Origin of the sequence: Paraglaciecola sp. (assembly GCF_039942875.1) — a bacterium.
Taxonomy (GTDB): domain Bacteria; phylum Pseudomonadota; class Gammaproteobacteria; order Enterobacterales; family Alteromonadaceae; genus Paraglaciecola.
Genome location: NZ_JBDVBQ010000049.1, coordinates 115,355 through 131,973 on the forward strand (window position 1 = coordinate 115,355; position 16,619 = coordinate 131,973).

Sequence of the window (16,619 nt, forward strand, 5' to 3'; positions counted from 1 at the left end):
CCGGTTGACACCACAAAAACTTTTGCCATATGGCTTACAACAACGCAGTATATGCACTTCTACCTTTAAAAATAATAAACATAATACAGGGCACTCAACTATGATTTCACGAAGAATGTTTGCGACTATTGCTATTTGCATTAGCGCACTTTCTAGCGTCTCAAATACGGCTTATGCACTCAACGATACGGTTAACCCAGCGCTTTTCGATAAACTAGAATATCGCTTTATTGGCCCCTACCGAGGTGGGCGCTCGACGGCGGTAACTGGGGTTGCAGGCAATACCAATCTTTATTTCATGGGGACGGCAGGGGGCGGTGTTTGGAAAACTGAAAACGCGGGCTTATCTTGGACAGCCATTTCAGATAAAGAGTTCGCAGTGGGCACCATTGGGTCAATTGCTGTTGCCCCTTCTGACCCTAACGTTATATACGTGGGCACAGGTGAAGGCCCTATTCGCGGCGTAACCACTAGCCACGGTAAAGGCATTTATAAGTCAACTGACGGTGGTGAAAGCTGGAAGCTAGTAGGCTTAGATAACCGTGGTCAAATCCCTAAAATTCGCATCCATCCTACAAACCCTGATATAGCGTGGGCTGCTGTACAAGGCAATATTTGGGGAGCAAACGAAGAGCGTGGTATTTTTAAAACCACCGATGGCGGAAAAAGCTGGCAACATGTTTTAAAAGTTAATGCCGACACTGGCGCTGCCGACTTAACTATCGACCCAACTAACCCGAGAATTCTCTACGCCAGCATGTGGAATCACGGCAGAACGCCATGGTTTATTAAATCTGGCGGAGACGGTGGCGGCCTTTATAAATCAACAGATGGTGGCGAGAGTTGGGACAAGTTAGAAAAAGGGTTGCCTAAGCTAATTGGTAAAGTGGGCGTGGATATCGCCGCCTCAAACCCGAAACGTCTTTACGCCATTATTGAAGCTGATGAAGGTGGCTTGTATCGTAGTGATGATGCAGGAAAGTCTTGGTCGCTAATGAACGGCGACAACATTCTTAAAGCACGTGCATGGTATTACAACCACATTAAGGTTGATCCTAACGACGAAAATACCCTTTACGTGATGAATGTGCAGCTTCATAAGTCTATTGATGGTGGCAAAACATTCGAGATTAAATCCTTGCCTCACGGTGATACCCACGACATGTGGATTAACGCAGACAACAGCTTAAACATGATTAACGCCAATGATGGTGGCGCAACCGTTACTTTTGACGGTGGCAAGTCGTGGTCGAGTATTTACAACCAACCAACGGCACAGTTTTATCGAGTCATTACCGACAACTTAGACCCTTACTATGTCTATGGCGGCCAGCAGGACAACACAACAATGGCAACGCCTTCTAAAACGTGGGATCGCGGAATTGGCATTGAAGATCAATTCTCGGTAGGCGGTGGCGAAAGTGCCCATATTGCGTTTAATGCAGATGATCCCAAACTAATTTATGCAACCACTATCAACGGTACACTCACAGAATTCAATCGCGATACAGGGCTAACCCGCCCCATTATGCCGTACCCTGAATATGTGTTTGGCAGAAACGCACGAGATCAAAAATATCGCACCAACTGGAATGCACCCGTGTTAGTGTCAAAGCACAACCCAGATACCGTGTACTACGGTACTCAGATGATTTTGAAAACCACCGACCGTGGCGTGAACTGGCAGGAAATTAGCCCAGACTTAACCCGTAACGACCCTGCAAAGCAAGGGCTTAACGGCGGGCCAATTACCAATGAACAAGCGGGCGCTGAATACTACAACACGGTTTTCTATATTGCCGAATCAGCGGTAAACAAAGGCGAGCTTTGGGTAGGTGCAGACGACGGTAAACTTCATATTACCCGTGATGAAGGCAAAAACTGGAAAGACATTACCCCCCACAAGAAAGAAGCACAGGTCAATGCCATTGAGCTTAGCCCTCATGCCCAAGGCAAAGCCTACGTAGCGGTAACAGGGTATAAACTTAATGACTATACACCCTACATATATAAAACCGTTAACTACGGCAAAAGCTGGATGCGTATAGACAAAGGCTTACCCGATGATGCATTTGTACGTGTGGTTCGCGAAGACACAGAGCGAGAAGGTTTACTGTTTGCAGGCACCGAAAGCGGTATGTTCACTAGTTTTGATAACGGTGAGAACTGGCAGAAATTAGAGTTAAACCTACCGCCAGTAGCCATTACCGACATGCAAGTAAAAGACAATGACTTAGTGGTCGCCACCCAAGGCAGAGGCTTTTGGATTTTAGATGACATCAGCCCGCTGAGAGAAGTACATAAGTCACTAGATAACGAAGCGCTTTTCCAGTTTGAACCCATTGATGGTGTTCGTTTATTATCTGGCGGTGGTATGACAGATCAGCCCCAAGCGAAAAACCCACCGCGGGGTGCAAGCTTCCGTTATTACCTAAAAGATGCGCTAGAAGATCAGCCCCTGCGCATTGATATTTTTAACGCCGATAATAACTTGGTTCGTTCGTTGTACTCAACTCCTAGCGCGTTTGAGATGTGCGCAAAAAGCAACCAAGATAAGCGCAGCCCTATTTCGTTTAAGCACCCTTCGATCCACAAAGGTTACAACACCTTTGTATGGGATCTCCGCCGACAGCCGCTCGACTGTATTGAGAACGTAAAACTGTTTGGTGGCTGGGAAGGCGCAAGGGTGATGCCGGGTGACTACAAAGCCAAAATAACCGTAGGTAATTTATCGCAAACACGAGCGTTTAAGGTACTACCCGACCCAAGAGAAGAAGCCGACAAAGCTCAACTTCAAGTGGTTGAAAAAAGCATTCAAGCGACTGAAACACTGCTAAATGATTTGTTTTTCAACTTGCAGAAAGCACGTGACGTTCGTACCCAATTAAATAATGCAACAGCAACCAACTTAATGCTGGCAAGTGATGTATCTGCATCTATTGAACGAATTGTTAGCGCTATTAATGATTGGGAAGCACTGGTTATTCAACCAAAACATCAAACTTTTGAGGACGACATTAACTGGCCCAATATGCTTGATAGACAAGTACGCTTCTTAATGGACAACTTTGATAGAACAGGCGCACCTGCGCAAGCCGGCGCACTCAAACGTTTAGAAGATTTAGAAACTAAATGGCAGCAGTACAAAGTACAGCTAGAAATATTGTTTAGTGAAGAAGTAAAACCCCTAAACAAAAAGCTATCTAAACAGGGGGCGTTTGACTTAGAGCAGTTGTAAATACGTTAACGTTTTCGGACATGAATAGCCTCGCATTTAGCGGGGCTTTTTATTGATGTAAGCGAAAGCGTTCGCCCACTTTAACTTAGATGACGTGTTAAAATTTTGAGTACGTTGCACATCGTTTGTGCCACCCAAGTAACCAGTTTTTTTCAATGTCTCGCTGGGGTGAGTTTCTTACACGATTTGACAAGACTCTTTTACATGATTCGCTAAAAGCTATATGAATATTTGCCTCATCGGCAGTATCGATCCCCAACAACACTTGCAGTAAACCCCACCCTTGGTTTTGATAGCGCTCACTCTGTGATACCCCCTCCCCTTTAAAGTTGATGTAATCTATCAATGTGTACAAACCAAGTTCCGTTTGGCTTAAATCAGCAAACTCTTTTGCCACTAAGGCTTTTTGTTGTTCGCTGTCGATAGTATCTAATATCTTTGGAAGCGCCGCTTGCATGCGTAAATGAATAAAGCTTATCTGAAATTCAAACGTCGAAAGTAATAAGGCCTGTAAATCACGCCATTGTTGAGTTTCTTTGGCCTTAGCTTCTGCGAAACTTTTTTTACTGCTCCACGGGCAATGTCGGTTAAATAACATCCAATAAGGCACCTCTACCTTTTGTTCGATTAAATACTCAATAAAATCAGGAAACGTCTCAGTAAATCTACTTTGATGCCCATCAGCAAACCAAATAAAGTGGCCTATACCTGCGCTGACAAAAGATTCGCCATTATTCCAAACTATTAGGTTTTCGGGCTTAGCGCCCGTTTCATTTTGATAAATTTTGTCTGCAATATGAAGAAGTTGAGCTTGGGTTAAATCCATTCCTGAATGTTGTGCTTTAACATTCTGCGAATAGAAAACATGTAACAAAGCAATAAAAAAGCAAACTACAAAAAGAGGTTTTAAAGTAAGCACATTAACCCACCACAGTAATTAAGAGTGGCAGTATTATACTCAATTGACGCTCACCTTATAAAGGGGCGTTCGTCACGCTAGCTTGCCACCGTCCCTACAAACTTTACGAATGAGCACCTTGTTGTTCTTTATAAAAGGGATTGCATAGAGCATGAATCATTTAATTTCACTCTGGCCTTCTATTACGGCAATGAAAATAGGTATCGATAAATACCTGGGATGTGGCGTATTTTGTGCTAGTTCTTCATCTGTCTAGCGAAATTGCTTTGTCACTCTATGTTATTGCAATCTATTACTAGATTAATGAAGCAACGAAGCCAAGCGCTGCACTATTTTGCGTCAATACTTATATTGACCCTTCGCCGTAAAGCGAGTTTACACCGCTCACGCCATCTTGGTTGAGCTCACAGTTATTGTGATAGTTAACGATGAGAAGTAACCAATACTATGTCGACACAAAACGCCACACCTGCGCCCCCTTCGCTACGCCAAATTATGCTTCTTGCTATAACCATCATAGGATGCATAGTGTCGTTTTCTGTTGTTAACAATGTGCCTGTTCAAGTGCCATTAGTGTTTAGCTGGTTTAGTATTATCGGGCTGGGCATTCTACTTGGCCACTCCTATCATTCTCTTCAAAAAGGCCTAATTGATGGCATTACACAAGGGGGAGACGCTATTTTGGTACTCATTGCCGTTGGAGCGCTCATTGGTAGTTGGATCTCTGGTGGAGTGGTACCCAATATCATCTATTACGGCTTATCGGTAATGAGCCCCGAGTATTTTCTTGTAGGCGCTTTCTTTGTTTGTAGTATCACCTCACTGGCAACCGGTACATCTTTTGGTACTGCGGGTACCGCTGGCGTAGCCATGATGGGTATTGGCGCCTCGTTCGGCCTGCCATTACCTTTGGTAGCTGGCGCGGTTATTAGTGGCGCCTATGTCGGAGACAAACTCTCGCCTTTATCAGACACCACAGTGATGGCAGCCTCTCTGTGTGAGGTCAATATAGTTGAGCATATTAAATCAATGCTAACGGTAAGCTTTCCAGCAATTATAGTAGCTGCCAGCCTCTTTTTAGCGGTAGGGCTGTTTTATGATTTTGACCCATCCAATAACCAAACTGACGTTGTGCTTATGGCTTTGGAACAAAACTTTTCTATTGGCTGGTACATGCTGTTACCAGCGGCCATCGTCATTGCCCTACTGGTATTAAAACTCCCCTCTGTACCTGTTATTTTCTTTGGAGCATTACTGGGTGTGATATGGGCAATGCTATTTGAAGCAAACAGCTTCGACACCGCATTTGGAAGCCTAGTTAACGGCAATACCATTGAATCAGACCTTCCCTTTTTAAATATATTGCTTAACCGCGGTGGAATACAGTCAATGGCAAGCGTGGTAGTGATCATCATTCTTGCCTTGGGTTTAGGCGGCTTAATGCAAACCGTGGGGGTACTCGATACAGTATCAAAGCGCATCAAAAAATGGGCAACATCCATAGGCCGCTTAACATCAGCAACCATGATTGCAGGCATTATGGGCAATGTGATTGGCGGTGCCGCCTACGTGGCAATCATTACAGCCAGCACACTGACCAAGGAGAATTACCGACACCTTAATATTGATAAACGTGTTTTATCTCGCAACACCGAAGCGGGGGCAACCATTCCCACGCCCATGGTCCCTTGGTCTGACGGGGGTATTTTTATGGCGTCGACCCTAGGTGTCGCTACGGTATCGTATTTGCCATTCTTGTGGTATCACCTATTGGTGATTGCCATCACACTCATTTACGGAAAATTAGGCTGGTTCAATTTTAACAAAGATTAAGGGGTAACCAGCCACAAGCTCATTTCGGACATAATCAAAATGGTATGTCCCCTTCCCTGCTGGGTTTCTGGAAATGTTACATCCTGCCACTAAATGTTGAGAAATAATTGCGGCAGGAAGGCGAGAGAAAACAAATAAAAACCGATAGGGTAACAAAATCCAAAATCATCGTCTCTGCCCCCTTTGATTAGGCTACCCGATTAGCTATTTTAGCTGATATTTAGATAATTTCTGTAACTAGGATGAACAGACCACACAACATCATTATTTTTATTTTCCTGCGAGTAAAATAAATCAGGATCATCTGAATAGAACGTGAAATTTTGCTTACTATCTGGGAGTTTTGATATTAAGCCTGTCTTATACATAAAGTGGCCTAAATCAATCGGTGCCGTATAAGGCTTACCATCAATATCAGGGATATCACAAGATTCTCTACCTTTTATGAACTTGGTATCAAAGATAATTTCTAAATCAGAACATGTATACTCTTTTTGACCTGCTCTGAATGAATCTATAAGGTTCTCAAGCTGACGGAATTGATGAATATGTTCTTTAATTAGGTCATCTCGCCTGTTTTGACCAAATTTAGTTAAAATTTCATTAAATTGCTTTAATGAAACTTTACATCTACTTTTATGAGCTTGATTCGCTGCCATTCGACATAATTGCCCCATTGAACGAGGTCTGTGATTGGAAAATGCGTTTATTGCATCAAAAACAGGTCTTTCTTTCCCTGACCATCTAATAGGGGACAGGAATATTAAAGCTATCAATTTATTGTAATCTTTATCAAAAATATACTTAGCTTCCGATGACTCAGGATGTTTCCTTTTTACATAGGATAATATCTTTTTGGCCAGCATGTCCCTCATTTGGCGTTTAGTCCAAACGATATTAATTATATATTGATCCCATTTATCTAAATCTTCTACGTGTCTTAAGTTGGTCCAAACATCCGAACGCACTGTAGCTCTTATATTTAAGTTTTTTACATCGTGACACAGGCCTCTAATAGCACTAAAAAAAGAACTTATACGATGTTGGTAATCTTCAGTATCAATATATTTAGCGTCTATATCATCAACTAATACCCAAACTTTCTTTTCACTATTTTTTTCTAGGTAACTAGATAATAAACGTTCTAAACTTTCCGGTTGAAAACCTATAGTTTCAGCCGATAACAAAGGTAGCTTACCTTTAATTCGAGAGATAAGACCGCCTATTAAATTTTTACTTTTCATTCCCTCCAGTTCAGAGATTTCAACCATAGATATTTCATCACTGGTAAATGCAAAGTTAAGGCTATTACCTATATGAATATTTATTTCTTTGCATATTATTCTTTTCCAATAATTTTCTAAATAAGCCGGATCTTTATCCGCAAAGTCTCCCAAACCTAGTAGTGAATTTCCTGTCACCCTAACGACGATTGGGCTACCAAACTCTTCTTTAGTACTCAGGTCAAAATCTAATTTAGATAGGAGAGTAGATTTCCCCATTCCTTTTCTAGCGCTAACTACACTTAGCCGGTTATCAGGTTCATAAAAGTCATCAAAATCATCATTTTCAATGAAATATGAATTAAGTACTTCTTGTAATTCATCTTCTCCAGCATCATTTCCAAATAGTGATTTATCGTTTAACTTTACTCTTAACGTTTTTACTTACTTCCATATTAGTTTTTTATTTTTTTCGCCGTTCATCCCAAGTTTCTAGAACAAAAAGTGCGACTGTATGAGCGGAGTTGATCGCTAAGCGAGCATGCCTTGGTTTAAGGTTATAGACTTTACGACCTTCACCATGAGCTGAGCTTGCATGCGTGCGTGCGGAATGCGCCAATTCCATCGACTATTGACATAATCCCACTTAGAACTCTCTTAAGGTCTTCATCTTGAACTAATTTAGTATCGAAGCCTAAATCTCCGCGAACGATTTTCCAGACGTTTTGTAGGTCTTGCTTTTGTGGTTTACTTAACCCTTCATCAGCTATGTAAACTTTAAAAATTGACTCTAATATATTACATGCAGCTGAAACGGCTTCTCTTGGTTCAGAGTTAACGTTAGCCAATGCCCTGTTAAATTCAGCGTCAATTGATGGAATATCACGCCCCTTAATAAGCTCGGATAAAGCTTTACTTGGCGCGGAACTACCATCGGATAAATGCCCCCCTGAAGTATACGTAAGGTTGCATTGCTTAAAAATTGATAATAATTTTTCTTTAAACTCTTTCTTATGATTAGTAACATTATGTCCCCACAAGATTTGCTCTTGCTCATCTTGCTCGGGTAATTCCATATGAGTCTCAATTAACTTTCCTAATACCTTTAACGGATAATCACATTCTTTATTAATTATTCTGAGCCATGATTGAACCTTTACTACTTTTGAGCCTTCTGGCGGCTCACCTGGGGCATCTGCATATAAGAACAGATTGTCGAGGCTCGCGTGTGTTTCTAAATCGGAAAGGTTTTGAGAAACAACTGCAATAATTGGTGCTGGGATTTCTTTTTTCATCATATCTCGAAAGTTTGACTAAATAGCTAACAGCTTATTAGTGCGACCTTGCAAGCTATACCCCTACTGTAAAGTAGGAGTATAGCTATGTATCGACGCACCAGTAAATATCAAAAATTATTAGCCAAATCATACACTAAAAGAGTAAAAAAAGAACCGGGGTTTGAGGCGGATGTTGACCATCAGCCGGACATTTACAAAACCTTAACAGGATAGCTAAGATAACTTCCCGCTTTTTCTTAGCTGTAGACCATATTTACAGGATAAATATAAAACCTTAACAGGACAGCCATCATTGCCTGCATCAGAAAGATGATTGTGATACTCAATTCAATGCTTAGAGATGGGGCAAATTAACAGGGCAGGTTTTGAATACCAAAGCTTACTCTAAGTAAGAGCATTCAGCTGATTTCTACCTATTGGATAGTATTTGAATAACGAATTTATCTCGGGGTGTTTCAAGCTTAAATCCCTTTACAAACTTAGAATATTTTTTGATATCTTAAGAGTGAAACATACAAAGGAAAAAGTGGCGCGGGCTCAGGGAGTTACCCCGTGGCGTCTACATCCCAAGCTATCGTTACTATTTCAGAACCAGTACTAGACTTGAAGCCTTTGCCCGCGCAAACACCACCCCGCACCAAAATACTGTCTCCATATTAATATCCTTAAAGAGCTTATCAATTACTAAAGAACCAAAACAAACTAAAGTTGCGAGATCCGCCATCAATGGCAAGTAACTTAGCCCTGAAATAAATAACAATACCAATTGGAATTCAGGTAATCTTTCTCAAAATATCAGCTTTTAGAAGTAATTACTACCGCGCATTGGATAGGCTTGTAATGTTCCTTTCCAAGAACCCTTTTGTTGTGATCATATAGTCAAACGCTTTTAACAAAGTTATGAAGCCAACAATAAATGTAGAAAAGATTAGTGAGCCGTTAAATATTTGGCTAAATAAATCACTTTTTGGAGATAGTGTAGAGAAAAAGCCACCAAGAACAGATAAGCTAAAAAACTACATTATCAGGACATCCATAATAATTATTTGCAAAGCAACTCCTTAAGTAGACGCAGTCATGCTCTTGATTTTACCGCGACTCCAAATTCCCCATCAATTTATTGGCTTGTCGAATGTCCGAACAAGGACGTTCGGACAAGGCAATCTTTTATAGCAGGGAGCGGCTTATTGCCGCTTCGACATCAAAGCCAATAATTTTATGGAAAAGGAACTTGGTTGGAGGCCGGCCTCTTTCTGGTTACTCTTTCTTGGCTGTTGAAGAAAGAGTAACTGGCTCTCACGGATGTGAGTCATAAACTGCATGGATTGCGGTGAACGAAGTGAATAATCTCAGTGTGCGCAGCACATACCCTGTGCACGAAGTGCATGCCTAGTAAGCGAAGCTTATGCCCTATGGCGCAGCCATGCTTTTGATTTACCCGCGACTCCAAGTTCACCGAGCAATGCAGACAAATAAAGGGTAAATGACAGGCGACCGCCAAGGATGGCGGAAGGTAGAATAACGCAGGACGCAGTTATCGAGATGTCATTTAAGCAATGCCTTGTCGGGAACAAATCATTGCCACAAAGGCGTTGCGACCTTTATTTGACAAGTCGCGCAGGTAACAAACCTTGATCATGTTAGTTTTAGAGATTAAATAATCAGTACTAGTGATAAGGTTAGGAAAGTATTTTAACTCGGATTTAGTTCATCTAACTTATATTTAAATTTACGGCTTACTTTTACAACGTCACCAGTACTTAGCAATGCCATATATTCACCATTTGAGTTGGGAGTCAGTTTCAATAACTTACTGAGGTTAACCATGGCTGAACGACTAACTCGGGCAAACACCTCTGAATCCAGTTCTTTTTCAAACTGTTTTAAAGTCTTACGAATTATATGTGTACCCTCTGTTGTGTGCACACACATATAGTCACCGGCAGCTTCGATCCAAGAAATAGTATCAATTTTCACTCGGAGCCATTCTGAGCCATTTTTCAAAGAAATCACTTGTTGCATGCTTTCTAATGAAGTTCGCGCTGATAGCTCTAAGTTTTGCATCAGTCCGTCGATAGATTTACCCGTTTTTCTGAGTAACAACGAGTCTAACTTTTTGTGTTGTGTTGCGGCTTCGCTCTCAGCTAATGCTTCTTCAAGATTATCAATACATGCCACTAGACGATTGTCGAAAAAAGGCTTTAATAAATAGTCAAACGCTTTAAACTCGAAAGCATCAATTGCAAACTCTTGAAAAGCAGTCACAAATACTATTTTAGGGCTAACTTGCATGTGCAAGTTAAGATACATAGCTAAATCTAAACCACTCATACCTGGCATTTTTATATCTAAAAAAACCACATCTGGCTGCAGCTCTATAATGCATGTGAGAGCTAACTCTGCATTGTTACATTCGGCTAATATATGGACTCGTTCATCTTGGCTCAATCTTAACCGCAACCCCTCACAAGAGAGCGGTTCATCATCAACTAGAATAACCTTAATCAGTCTGTCCATGAATATTCTACGGGGATTGAGATAGTCACAGTAAAGCCGCTTGATTGCTGATTAGCTATCTCAAAAGTATGTCTTTTGGGATAAAGTACATTCAATCGCTCTTTAATATTTTTGATGCCTACGCCAGAATGCCCTTTTTCATTTTCTTCATGCTTTAGCTTACGATTAACATCAAGATTGGGACCGTTATCTGCAACCATAAGTACCAACTTTTGTTTTTTCAACTGAGCACTGATCGTGATAGTCCCCCCTAGTATCATATTAGCAATGGCGAACTTAATTGAATTTTCAACTAATGGTTGCAACAATAAGCTAGGCACCAGCATTTTTTCAGTACATGATTCAACCTGAAACTCTATACTGAGCCGCTCATCAAACCGAGTCTTTTCTATCTCAAGATATAACATCAAAGCTCTTAGCTCTTCATATAAAAGGATTTTCTTTTCAGGATCATTGTCTAAAGAATAACGTAAAAACGTTGCTAGCTTTACCAACATGCCATTAGCCTTATTCTTATTACCTTTTACCACCAAAGTTGAAATTGCATTTAAGGTATTAAACAAAAAATGAGGATTAATTTGATACCTTAGCATTTTGATTTGAGCAATATGAGATAGCTTATTTGCATGTAAATGCAGCAGCTTCTCTTCTATTAATCGATAATGATAGTTAATACCAAAATATAGACTGCTCCAGGCTAGAATCATAAAAAAGGCATTGCTCATAGACATAAAAAGCATGAACCACTTAAATTTAGGCTCAATATATTCACCACTTATAAACCCCCAAAAGTCAAAGTCTTCGTAAAACGACCACATCACTAAGTTCTTGATTGGTATCCAAATCATAGTGACAATAAAACTTGCCGAAATAGTAACTAATATTAAATTTGATGCAGATAAGCTCCAACAATGTCGATAAAAATAACGTAAAGGAAGCGTCAAAACAGCTGCTGCTAAACCAGACAGTATTAACGGATAAAAAATTTCAACTCCAATCGTGTTAAATTCACCAAAGAAAAAAAGCCCATCAAAAGCAAAAATAATGACATAACAAAACCAACCGATACTATGCAAAAGCCAAAACGACGGTTTACTTTTTTCATCTAAATAAGTTTTTACTGATGTTCTCAACTCAATACATCACTGAGAGTTTGGTTTTCGTATTGGCTAGGCAAAGCTCCCTTTTCTTCTGGGTTATCTATGCCTAAAGATTCGAATAATGCTCCTTTATGACCTTGCCCGATCTTAACTTCATCACCATTTGTTAGATGTAATAACGAAAAACGACCTAATTCGCTACTCAGGGATTGAATGTGGTCTATGTTGACAATAGACGAACGATGAACACGGAGAAACTTACTAGGGTCAAGCAGGTACGCTAAGTTGGTCAGTGTTTCTCGATGTAATAGCATTTTATGTTTACAATGCAATTCAACATAATTGGCCGCTCCTTTTACCCATATGATGTCTTGCACATTAATGAACTCTACTGTACCAACAGATTTAACCGCCAAAATCGATTTTCTTGAACCTGACTCTCCAGCTTTTAATTTTTCAACTTTCATTAATGTTTCTACAAGCCGGCTATCTTCAAAGGGCTTCAACAAATAGTCAGCGACATTCAGCTCAAATGCCTTAATTGCAAACTCGTAGTGAGCAGTCGAGAAGACCCAGTGACACGTTAATACTTGATTCAGAGATTTAACCAGCTCTACTCCACTACCGCCTACCAAGTTTATATCCATAAAACACAAATCAGGCTTGTGGTGAATTAACATTGCTTGTGCTTGTGAATACTCACCACAACTTGCTACAACTATCCATCCAGGGTGGGCATTAACAAAGCTTACTATTCGCTCTCTTGCTAGACTTTCATCGTCAATGACTATACATCGATACATATCAAAACCTTAGAATACCTATGGCACAAAATATACATAAGCAGTGACTAATTCCAAATTCATCTGAGATGAAGCGCGGTGAGCTGCGATTAAAGAAAAGGAGGTCAAAAATGTTTTAAGAGTCTTGCAGTCACTCTTAAGTCGTTACTTCTCCAATTTACTTTGGGACTAACAACAAATATCCCCGTATAAAAAAGGGCTGAGTTTCAACTCAGCCCTTCTATTTCAGGGAAATATACATGTTAAAATAATTAACACATATTTATCGGTTCACTACACCGACCTTTCTAGTCTAACTATCCATTATCCTAGTAAGTCCACTTAGTGACGAACTACACTACTGGTGGTATTAATTGTAAAAATACTTAGAAGCGCGCTTCAAACCCTATTTCTACGTAACGAGGAGTTTGCCAAGTATAAGCTGCACCATAATACTGGTTAAAACTCCCCTCTGAACGTAAGTTTTCATAGTGTTCATTTTGAGAAGACACGCCCTGATTATTTAACACGTTGTATATGTTAAGTGTCGCACGCATATCAATGCCACTTACATTGAAGGTATAATTTGCAGATAAATCTACATTAAATGTCCAAGGTGTACGGCCCACCGTACCACGAGGTTGGAACTGATAAATTTTTCCGTTTTGTGGACAGGCATTATCAACCAAATCAACGGTACATTCATTATTAGTAAATAAGTAGAATGTGTCTCCGTAGCTTCCATAAACAGTTGGATCGTTATCAGGGTATCCTTGACCAAAAGCACTGAGCGGGCGACCGCTAGACAAGACGGAATTGACACCTAATGTTAGATCATCAGTGACACTATAAGAACCAAAAAGCTTAAATACATGACGTCTATCGTTGGCTTGATACCCATAGGAACCATCCTGTAATGCAGGAAAGTCAAAATCTTGCGTAATACCAGCATCAGCTTGTCCTATATCTGATTTTACTGCCCCTTCAAAATTACCGATACTGCGACTCCAAGTATAAATAAACGTCATACTCCAATCGTCTGCTATATAGTTTAATTGAGATTGCAATGCAGTATATTCATTCACGGCTTCTGGCAACCCAATTTCCTCAGCTGTATAGGTTCTTCGACTATTAGCATCGGTCACACTATCGAAATCATTATCTAATTGCCAAGTTGAATCTGAACCAGGATTAAGAAGCGTACAAGTTGCCTGAGATGCAAACGGCCCACAATAATCATCTAGCGCTGTAGCTACTTCTCGGTATATACCACGCAACGAAACAGACAAATCTTCAGTAATTTGAGTTTCATAACCTACTATGTACTCATCTTTGCTAAATGGCTCGGCTTCTTCTGCTTGAAAGGTGTCTTGAGTGGCAGGATTAGGAACAGAATTTACTACTTGCGAGTTAGCATCGGTACCAGCTATTGGAGATAATCCAGTTGCCGCGCCAGTACTATCTGAACCAGTAAAGGTATAGTAAGTAGTAATATCGCTTATCCCTGATGCCGCACGATAGTTAGTATTATTAGGAACCGGCAGATAATAGGTACCATAAGTACCGAAGAACTTCGATTCTCCATCACCAGTAGGATCCCAACTAAAGCCTAACCTAGGTGCAATATCAGTTTTAAACGATGAGAATACTAAGCCTGTAACCCCTGAGTTCTCAAATTCATCTTGACGTAAACCTAGATTTAAACGCAGGTCATCAGTTACTTGCCATTCATCTTCAATGTACCAAGCGTTAAGGTCGGTAGTAAAGCCACCACCACCCGCAAAAATACGGTCGCTAACGAAGTCTAATTCAGCACCGGTATTATTCGTAAACAAAGGCCCATCTGTACCAGAAATAACTGCGTTGGCGTTTAAGGTTGAATATGTCCACTGATGACCAGTAATGGGCTCGGTAGTGTGGAAGGTCTCACGTACTTGTTTGTCGTATCCCACTCTCAATAAATGGTCATCAAATGCATATTCAATGTCTATACGGGTTTGTTTATTATTATCGATATTAACCCCAGTAGAACCACCTGCACCACAACTTGAAATACGCTCAGAAGCTGACACACTGCGAGCATCTAACACTGTTGGACAATCCAAATTACTAGGCGTATCTGTGTATTCGGTTTCAATCTCTCCATACATAGCGGAAACAGTTAGTCTGTCTGTGAAGTAACCTTTATATGACAAGCTTTTTAGTTCACCACCGCGTTTACGTATTGTGGACTGAGTCAAATCGCCAATTTCAGCAGTTTCAGGATCAAAGTCGAAAGTATTTGAGGTTGTATCATCTTTATTAGAGTAGGCAAAAAAGTTAAGTTGATGGTCATCGTTAATTAGCCAATCTAATTTAAGCCCCCAAAATAAATTATCGGAACCGCTTGATTCACGATTGATAAAAATATCGTCAGAAGCATATTGCTGTCTTCCACTGGATTGAGAAGAAAAGTTATTTTCTACATCTCGAGGGTTAACCAGCGCGTATACGAATAATGTATCTTTAATCAGAGGACCAGATGCTGAGAGCGTAAGTTCCGTTTTTGAATACTCGTCGTTTGTTTGATTACGAAAAACTTCGATACCATTTTCGCCACCTGCAGAATAAGATATTTGTCCATCTTCTCGCAAAGACTTTGGAGTAAATAACGCGGTGGCAGCAAATTCCCAATCATTCGTTCCGCTTTTGGTAACCGCGTTTAAAACGCCACCAGTCGTTCGGCCAAACTGAGCAGAGTACCCTCCAGTTTTTACTTGAAACTCCTTATAAAACTCAAATGGAACACTACCACAACCTAAACCTTGGCTAGTATTTGTAACTTCCATACCATTGATGTAGCAAGAATTCTCTGCAACAGAAGCGCCACCAAAAGAAGCTGTTCCTCCGGAATTAGGTGAGCTAAAACTTGAGTCTCCTTGTATTGTACCTGGCGCCAATAAAGCCACTGAAGTGATATTTCTCGCGACTGGCATACGATCTAATTCAAACTCTCCAATGACTAAACCTGAGTCAGTTGAACTCAAATCAATCGCAGAGATACGTGCCCCAGTAACTTCAATTCTTTCAGTTCCATCTTCTTTTAAAAAATCAAACTCTAGCCCAGTATTTGAACCAAGAGACAACCTTGCTTGCTGCTTAGCAACGACTGCTCCATTTTTAGTAACGGTGATTTCATATATACCAGTTGGTAATTGCGCAAACCTAAACTCGCCACTCTGGTTAACTGCCACTTCACGCTTTAAACCCGTTTTTGGATCAGAAGCTGTTACAACATATTGTGAGTAGTCGTTAGCGCTAATAGAACCGCTAATATTAGACGTTATGCTATCTGCAAGTACAGGAGCACTCAGACCTAATGCTACAGCTACGGCTAGTGCTTTTACATTGCCTTTAAATATCTGTTTAGGTTGGATATTAATTTTTTTCATTTACAAACTCCCTGATAGTTATATTTTTATTTTTAGTCGCCCATAGTCGATGTATCAGACATAAATACGGACTATTGGCAACTAGCCGAAGCTATCAAAAAGTTCAACTGGAAAACTGCAATAGGGATAAAGAGAGCGCACAGTGTGTTAAAAACCTAATATATTAGGGATGAATAATTACTGAAAAAGATAGGTAATGCGCATAGTGGAGAGGGATAAGGCTTAGAGTGTACCGTACATAAAAAAGGCGAGCTAAATGCTCGCCTTACTTAATTTTT

The 16,619-nt window shown here is 40.5% G+C and carries 10 protein-coding genes; 2 read left to right on the forward strand and 8 right to left on the reverse strand.

Features of this window, described 5'->3' with window-relative positions; genetic code table 11:
• Window positions 1–100: 100 nt before the first annotated feature.
• Complete coding sequence (locus ABJE44_RS17355) at window positions 101–3,238, forward strand: YCF48-related protein (RefSeq protein WP_348112833.1); 3,138 nt, start codon at window positions 101–103, stop codon at window positions 3,236–3,238.
• A gap of 97 nt (window positions 3,239–3,335) precedes the next feature.
• On the opposite strand, the gene ABJE44_RS17360 is transcribed toward ABJE44_RS17355, so the two are convergent.
• Window positions 3,336–4,157 (reverse strand): hypothetical protein, encoded by an 822-nt coding sequence (locus tag ABJE44_RS17360; RefSeq protein WP_348112834.1) that lies wholly within the window; start codon window positions 4,155–4,157, stop codon window positions 3,336–3,338.
• A gap of 447 nt (window positions 4,158–4,604) precedes the next feature.
• On the opposite strand from ABJE44_RS17360, the gene nhaC reads away from it, so the two are divergent.
• A complete protein-coding gene (gene nhaC, locus ABJE44_RS17365; RefSeq protein WP_348112835.1) occupies window positions 4,605–5,990 on the forward strand; it encodes a Na+/H+ antiporter NhaC in 1,386 nt (461 codons plus the stop codon).
• 209 nt (window positions 5,991–6,199) lie between these two features.
• On the opposite strand, the gene ABJE44_RS17370 is transcribed toward nhaC, so the two are convergent.
• The 7 genes from ABJE44_RS17370 to ABJE44_RS17400 all read right to left on the reverse strand — a co-directional run bounded on the left by ABJE44_RS17370 (window position 6,200) and on the right by ABJE44_RS17400 (window position 16,341).
• Window positions 6,200–7,492 carry a hypothetical protein gene (locus tag ABJE44_RS17370; protein ID WP_348112836.1) on the reverse strand — a complete coding sequence of 431 codons (1,293 nt, stop codon included), beginning with the start codon at window positions 7,490–7,492 and terminating at the stop codon, window positions 6,200–6,202.
• Window positions 7,493–7,676: 184 nt separating this feature from the next.
• The gene (locus ABJE44_RS17375) at window positions 7,677–7,838 is read right to left on the reverse strand and encodes an abortive infection family protein (protein ID WP_348112837.1); all 162 of its coding nucleotides are present in this window, start codon (window positions 7,836–7,838) and stop codon (window positions 7,677–7,679) included.
• The gene (locus ABJE44_RS17380; protein WP_348112839.1) at window positions 7,789–8,511 is read right to left on the reverse strand and encodes an ATP-dependent RNA helicase HrpA; all 723 of its coding nucleotides are present in this window, start codon (window positions 8,509–8,511) and stop codon (window positions 7,789–7,791) included. Before ABJE44_RS17380 ends, ABJE44_RS17375 begins: the two co-directional genes overlap by 50 nt.
• 1,692 nt (window positions 8,512–10,203) lie before the next feature.
• Window positions 10,204–11,028: a LytTR family DNA-binding domain-containing protein gene (locus ABJE44_RS17385; RefSeq protein ID WP_348112840.1), complete on the reverse strand. Its 825-nt coding sequence runs from the start codon at window positions 11,026–11,028 to the stop codon at window positions 10,204–10,206.
• The gene (locus ABJE44_RS17390; RefSeq protein WP_348112841.1) at window positions 11,016–12,161 is read right to left on the reverse strand and encodes a histidine kinase; all 1,146 of its coding nucleotides are present in this window, start codon (window positions 12,159–12,161) and stop codon (window positions 11,016–11,018) included. The genes ABJE44_RS17385 and ABJE44_RS17390 overlap by 13 nt, the downstream gene beginning before the upstream one ends.
• On the reverse strand, window positions 12,158–12,931 hold the full coding sequence (locus ABJE44_RS17395; protein WP_348112842.1) for a LytTR family DNA-binding domain-containing protein: 774 nt from the start codon (window positions 12,929–12,931) through the stop codon (window positions 12,158–12,160). Before ABJE44_RS17395 ends, ABJE44_RS17390 begins: the two co-directional genes overlap by 4 nt.
• 365 nt (window positions 12,932–13,296) lie before the next feature.
• Complete coding sequence (locus ABJE44_RS17400) at window positions 13,297–16,341, reverse strand: TonB-dependent receptor (RefSeq protein ID WP_348112844.1); 3,045 nt, start codon at window positions 16,339–16,341, stop codon at window positions 13,297–13,299.
• Window positions 16,342–16,619: the final 278 nt, after the last annotated feature.

Excerpts from the sequence above, each read along its gene's own strand:
- ABJE44_RS17355 (WP_348112833.1), top strand. The coding sequence starts at position 101 with ATGATTTCACGAAGAATGTTTGCGACTATTGCTATTTGCATTAGCGCA.
- nhaC (WP_348112835.1), top strand. The coding sequence starts at position 4,605 with ATGTCGACACAAAACGCCACACCTGCGCCCCCTTCGCTACGCCAAATT.
- ABJE44_RS17370 (WP_348112836.1), bottom strand. The coding sequence starts at position 7,492 with ATGGGGAAATCTACTCTCCTATCTAAATTAGATTTTGACCTGAGTACT.
- ABJE44_RS17375 (WP_348112837.1), bottom strand. The coding sequence starts at position 7,838 with ATGGAATTGGCGCATTCCGCACGCACGCATGCAAGCTCAGCTCATGGT.
- ABJE44_RS17380 (WP_348112839.1), bottom strand. The coding sequence starts at position 8,511 with ATGATGAAAAAAGAAATCCCAGCACCAATTATTGCAGTTGTTTCTCAA.
- ABJE44_RS17385 (WP_348112840.1), bottom strand. The coding sequence starts at position 11,028 with ATGGACAGACTGATTAAGGTTATTCTAGTTGATGATGAACCGCTCTCT.
- ABJE44_RS17395 (WP_348112842.1), bottom strand. The coding sequence starts at position 12,931 with ATGTATCGATGTATAGTCATTGACGATGAAAGTCTAGCAAGAGAGCGA.
- ABJE44_RS17400 (WP_348112844.1), bottom strand. The coding sequence starts at position 16,341 with ATGAAAAAAATTAATATCCAACCTAAACAGATATTTAAAGGCAATGTA.